General features: G+C 35.2%; 5 protein-coding genes and 2 pseudogenes. 3 read left to right on the forward strand and 4 right to left on the reverse strand.

The features are described 5' to 3' along the window. The coding region (locus CWATDRAFT_RS29280) for a Uma2 family endonuclease (protein ID WP_042712836.1) at positions 1 to 334 on the reverse strand (334 nt) is incomplete at its 3' end. A gap of 179 nt (positions 335 to 513) precedes the next feature. On the opposite strand from CWATDRAFT_RS29280, the gene CWATDRAFT_RS29285 reads away from it, so the two are divergent. After that, positions 514 to 858 carry a hypothetical protein gene (locus tag CWATDRAFT_RS29285; protein ID WP_007308361.1) on the forward strand — a complete coding sequence of 115 codons (345 nt, stop codon included), beginning with the start codon at positions 514 to 516 and terminating at the stop codon, positions 856 to 858. A gap of 37 nt (positions 859 to 895) precedes the next feature. Here CWATDRAFT_RS29285 and CWATDRAFT_RS29290 read toward each other — a convergent pair. Both CWATDRAFT_RS29290 and CWATDRAFT_RS29295 read right to left on the reverse strand, forming a co-directional pair. Beyond that, a pseudogene (locus CWATDRAFT_RS29290) lies at positions 896 to 2122 on the reverse strand (RNA-guided endonuclease InsQ/TnpB family protein). A gap of 136 nt (positions 2123 to 2258) precedes the next feature. Next, positions 2259 to 2654: a hypothetical protein gene (locus tag CWATDRAFT_RS29295; protein WP_007303072.1), complete on the reverse strand. Its 396-nt coding sequence runs from the start codon at positions 2652 to 2654 to the stop codon at positions 2259 to 2261. 79 nt (positions 2655 to 2733) lie between these two features. Between CWATDRAFT_RS29295 and CWATDRAFT_RS29300 the strand changes: the two genes are divergently transcribed. Beyond that, positions 2734 to 4173, forward strand: coding sequence for an NF041680 family putative transposase (locus CWATDRAFT_RS29300; protein ID WP_007308362.1), 1440 nt, complete (start codon positions 2734 to 2736; stop codon positions 4171 to 4173). A gap of 207 nt (positions 4174 to 4380) precedes the next feature. Beyond that, complete coding sequence (locus CWATDRAFT_RS29305) at positions 4381 to 5094, forward strand: pentapeptide repeat-containing protein (protein WP_007308363.1); 714 nt, start codon at positions 4381 to 4383, stop codon at positions 5092 to 5094. A gap of 344 nt (positions 5095 to 5438) precedes the next feature. Here CWATDRAFT_RS29305 and CWATDRAFT_RS29310 read toward each other — a convergent pair. Beyond that, positions 5439 to 5649, reverse strand: a pseudogene (locus CWATDRAFT_RS29310) (hypothetical protein); the annotation flags it as partial.

The raw sequence follows: 5649 nt of genomic DNA on the forward strand, positions 1-5649 counted from the left end.
GTGGTCGGCCTTTTGTTTTCTTCAAGATTAAATCAGGAACAACTTCGGCATAATTTTCTGTGGTGCGTTTTAATTTTTCTGCTTTAATAAAAGAAGCATCTGGAGCGCGCAAATCAGAATTAGGTAAGATAAAACCAGCACTTGACCCGATCACTCGGCCTAACTTTCTGGGACGTACCCAGTTACCTAACAATCTGGCGATTTCTGTGCCAACTTCTTCAGATTCTAAACCGGAGGGACTCATAACAACAATGTCTCCTTCTATTAATTCTATTTGATAGTCAGGATACTGTGATTGTACAGTTTCTAAGTCTTGTATGGTAAAGCTACTCATGTTTTTATCCCTTATTTTATCCAACTTAATCATTATATCAAGTTAAAACATCAAGAATTGTTAACAACACTCAACGCACTTGAGAACTATTATCTTTTGTCACAATATTGACATAAACCGTACAAGGTTAACCAATGATTGAGATAATAAGGATCTTAGTTTTATTATAATGTTTAGCCATGACTCAGCTTACTCTTAATTTAGTACAAGGATCGGTTAGATTTAATTTTTCTGCTCAAGCTGCCATGTCCCTTAAATCAGAAATTGATCAATTAATGCAACGCTTGAAAACAGTGGCCAATAATTCAGGAAGTGGAGGGAGGCCACAACCAGAAAAACCGATGGAATATCGCTATACAGGAGAGGTATTTTTAGAAGTTTTTTGTAATCCGAATATCTATCCTAGTCCGTTTGCCGCTAAAGTCTTATTAACCGTTCGAGATGATAAGATAAGATTGACCACAGAAGCAGAATTAACTCGCATTATCGAAGATTTAGGGCAATATTTAGAACAGGTTGCATAATATAGTTCATAAAAATATAGTCAAATATGACATATCCTTATTTTGCAGGTATTACCCTGACTGGGTGAACTACAACACCCTCTATCCCATGGCCAAAGGCATTTGGGACTGCTTTTCTCATGATGTTCAACGAACCGTTAACATCGGCATTGATTAATTTTCTTTTGCCAGTGCAATACAAACCTCTATTTACTCTTTTCCCAGAAAAAGTTACTTGATTTTTCTGACCTTTCTGATAAACAGGAACAGGATCATTATCCAGAAATGAAGCTTTTTATGTATAAGATTCTTCGGTAATAATTACCTTTATACCCACCATTTCTGCTTTATAAGACAACATTTCTATGAACTTATTATAGGGAATAGAGACAAAATTTTGGTTATTTCTTTTCCCTAAGTTAATTTTCTGTTTCCAGTCAGTATTGTGACCAATAATCAGAGTTCCTATTTTCTGATTAATGAGAGTATCAATAATCAAACGAGATGCTTTGTGGAGATAATCATTAATCTTGAATTCTCTTTTATTACAAAGTTTTTTTAGTTTCTGACTTGATTTATTTTCCCCTAAAAGAGATTGTAAGTCACTTTTTACTTTATTATAGTATTGATTAATTGATTTTAACGGTTTGCCATTTATCAAGAGCGGTTTTATTCCGGCTTGATTGAAAGTTAATGTAGCTAAATTATTTAAGCCAATATCAATACTAGCGTAGCGATTTTCCTCTAACTCGTATTGTTGTTTATCTGCTTCATAAATGACCTCAATGACATAATGGTTAAGTCTGGGTACAAGACGAACTTGTTTGATTTTTGAAGTATCTACCTTGGTTTTTAGGTAAATTGCCGTCTTACTGGGATTAATAATACCTCGCTTAAGCTGTTTTTTTCTGATAGCTTGGGCTGTATAAACCACCACATTTCTGCCCTTGATTTTATGTTTATATCCAGGAAGACGAGGACGTGCTTTAAATTTTGATGGGCTTTCTTTGTAAGCTAAATTAGACTCTTTAAAACTTATCCAGTTTCTGTCAAGTATCATCAAAACTTGTTGAGAAACTTTAGCTGGCATAGCTTGATAGTCCTGTTGAGATTGCAGGGTTTTCTGAATGTCATGATAGTTACGGTAAGTGTTTTCAAAGATAAAAGACTGACGAACTAAATAATTAGCATAGTTGTAGAGATTTTTGGATAAGAAACATAGTCGGTCAATTTCAGCATAAAACCGATGATTCTTTTTGATAACATGTCTCTCAACTAATCTCATAATTGGACTTTGGATAAAAAACAATTGTTAGCGTAAATTTTACGCTAAACATATCTCCAGAGCTAAAATAGAGAATTAAGGTGATTTTAAAAACTCTCTTTCCATCTTTTTAGGGGATTTTAAATATTAAATAGCTTCATTCAGTTTCGGTTCCAATATAGATATCTAAGTAGCTTTCAGTTAGAGATTGAATGACTCGTTCTAATTCATCAATGAGATTTCTTCTAGTGAGTTTTTCTACAGCATCAATATGAGCAGAACTTCCGGCTCGTCCTAAATATTTATATTTGGTTTTTTTCTCATTATTAGTGGCCATAGGAAAAATTGATTCAGCAGCCTGTAGTTTATAATACCAGTAGATTGTTCCCTTTCCATTAACCTGATAACGAATAATATGACAATTAGCTGGTGCTACTTCCCCTTCCCGTTCAATTTTCTTTATTTTCTGTTTAAGAGAGCGAATTAGACTCTTAATTTGTTTGGCTCTCAGGTGGACATCTTGACTGGTCTTAAGTTCGGAATGTGATGACATTAGCCTTAACTGTAACAAACAACCTCTTTTGATGTTAGCGTATATATTCAGCTAATTTATAAGGTAATAAATTTTAAAAATGACCAAAAATGAAACGGCTACGTCTGTCGAGGAATTCCTGGTGTGGAGGTCTAACCTCTTCCAAGGACTAAAAGCTAGAAAAGAAACTATTATAGAATTACTCGATGCCCTCTCCAGTAACCAACAAGCTCACTCAGTCGTTGAATTGTCTCTCAATCCTTTATTTAGAAGAGATTATAACAGTTTATATAGAGGAATTCAAGAGTTTTTACCCACTCAAACTGACCCTAATTATGAACAGAGAATTGAGACTTTATTTTCAGCGGTATCGAGAACAATTCCTCCCACTTCAAAACATTATAACTTATTTGGTATTGACACAACTCCCTGTCCACGACGGTTTGGCGAAACGTTAGCGGATAAAACCTTTATTCATTACCCCAATCCAATTAAGGGAAATAAACCCATTAATATTGGACATTGTTATTCCGTTGTCTGCGCTTTACCTGACCAAATAGACACAGAAAAAGTCCCTTGGGCTGTCCCCTTATCAGGAGAGCGAGTCTCCTCTAAACATAAAGGAGTAAATCAAGGCAATCAACAACTAAAAAAAATCTGGCAAAGTTCTTTATTTTCTGATAAATTATCTGTCTTAGTGGCTGATAGTGACTACAGCCAAAAGGATTTTATTGGGGAACAAGTTAAGCATGAAGACGTAGTTACTATTACAAGAGTTAGAAGTGACCGAGTTTTTTATCGTCAATTTATTCGGGACCCAAATCAAGCCAAAACTTCGGGACATCCCCGTTGGTATGGGGATAAATTTGACCTTAAAGATGACCAAACTTGGACTGAACCTGATGAAGTTCATCATGTTCCCTTTACAACGAAAAAAGGTCGTCAATTAACAGTGACTATTTCGGGATGGAAACAGATGTTAATGAGAGGAACTAAAAACTATAAAATGAACAATCACCCCTTTACTTTACTCCAGATTGTTGTCAGAGATCAAGAAAGAAATAGTATTTGGAAACCTATGTGGCTTATTGTTATTGGTTCTCGGCGCGATGAGTTAAGTTTAGTTGATTGTTATCAGTGTTATCGACAACGTTATGACATGGAACATCTTTTTCGATTTGGTAAACAAAGATTATTGATGACATCTTATTTAACTCCCGATGTACATCATGAAGAAAATTGGTTTAAACTAACACTTCTTTCTTATGTAAATTTGTGGGCTGCCAGAAAATTAGCTGTGGTTTTACCCCGTGATTGGGAACAGTATTTGAAGACTAATAAATCCATCAAAATCACCCCTAGTCTAGTTCAAAGAGACTTTTCAAGAATAATTACGACTTTGGGGACTTTCGCCAAATTTCCCAAACGTCGAGGTTTTTCTTCCGGACGTATTAAAGGTTACAAAAAAGCCCCACGAACTCGTCATGATGTTATCAAGAAAGGGAGCAAAAAATCAACTAAAAACTTAAAAGCTCCTTAGTTTTCCTCAGAATCTATAGATTAGCCCTATTTGTCAGCCAATTTTATTGACTGATACAGAGCCGATATTTTGGGATTTTAGTTTAGCGTAAAATATGCGCTAACAAACTTTTTTTCTCCAAAGTCCAATGATCACGGAAATTAAAATATTGGGTGACTATATTGAAAGCAAGAAAAATAAAGTTTCGTAAAGCGAGAGAAAATCCTAATGGCCAATCAACAACACTTAAATCTTTTAATCAAGGGTGTAGATATCTGGAACCAATGGCGAGATCAGAACCCTGAAATTGTCCCTGATCTCAGAAAAGCCAATTTGAGTCAATTGAATTTACGGGGTGCTAATCTGGATTATGCTAACCTTGAAGAAGCCATTTTAGCCAATACCAATCTCAGCGAAGGATCTTTTAAGAAGGCTAATTTAAGCTATGCTGATCTAGTCGGGGCTATTTGTTTTAAAACCACTATTACAGAAGCTAACTTAAGTCATGCCATTTTAATTAACTCAGATTTAAGTAAAGCCAATCTTGAACAAGCCAACTTAAGTCAAGCTTATATTACCGATAGTTATTTAGTGGATACAAATTTAGGTGGAGCTAATTTAGAAGAATGCGATTTCACCAGAAGTTATTTAACAGGAGCAAACTTAACTGGAACGAATTTACAAGGAGCAGATTTAAGTGAAACAGACTTGACAGGGACTATATTTTATGAGCATCAATCTTGTGCTTTGAACCACAAACAAAATGAAATCTTCTTTGAAGATCAATTATTCGCTCAAAATTATTACCTTGTAATTGAAGACTTAGTAAGCGGTTTCCTAGAAGAAACTGCTTTAAGTTCTAGTTATGAGGATCATCTACCCTACTTAGAAAGAATTTGGGAAAGAACTAAATTAGAAAGTATTTATCAAACACTTAGTTAATCCTTCTCTGAAGAAATAGACAGAGTTTCTTGTTCCAAGGTAACTGCTCACCGCAACAAAAAAGTCTTATTGAAAAGCACTACAAACAACATCAGTTGAGTCAACAAAAATATAAGCCCTGTGATTTAGCGTAAAATTTAAGCTAATTTATTACGGCTATTTTAATGACTAACATTCCCAGAATCAAGTCTTTTTAAAACCTCAAATAAAAACAACAATATGAAAAAAAAAAGAATAGTAAGATAGTTTTTTGTTAGCGGAGATTATCCGCTAACCTTTTGTATTTTTGTGCAGAGAGATAGGGCGATCAAGAAAAATCTATCCCCCATCGGCTCCGGAGCCTTTTACATCTCTAATCCTGGGGGACTCCGACCAGCTAATGAAAATAATTCGCATAATTGGACAATGGCATTTTGCCCCTGTAATCTCATGGTCTCTAAAAAACTGAACATTTGGGTGACTAACTCTGCACCCCAGTCGCTTCTTGCTCCCCCACTTACTTTGCGGTGAATGACAATGGGACGTAAAGCTCTCTCAGCGTGATCCCCGTCCTTT

The organism is Crocosphaera watsonii WH 8501 (assembly GCF_000167195.1).
Taxonomy (GTDB): domain Bacteria; phylum Cyanobacteriota; class Cyanobacteriia; order Cyanobacteriales; family Microcystaceae; genus Crocosphaera; species Crocosphaera watsonii.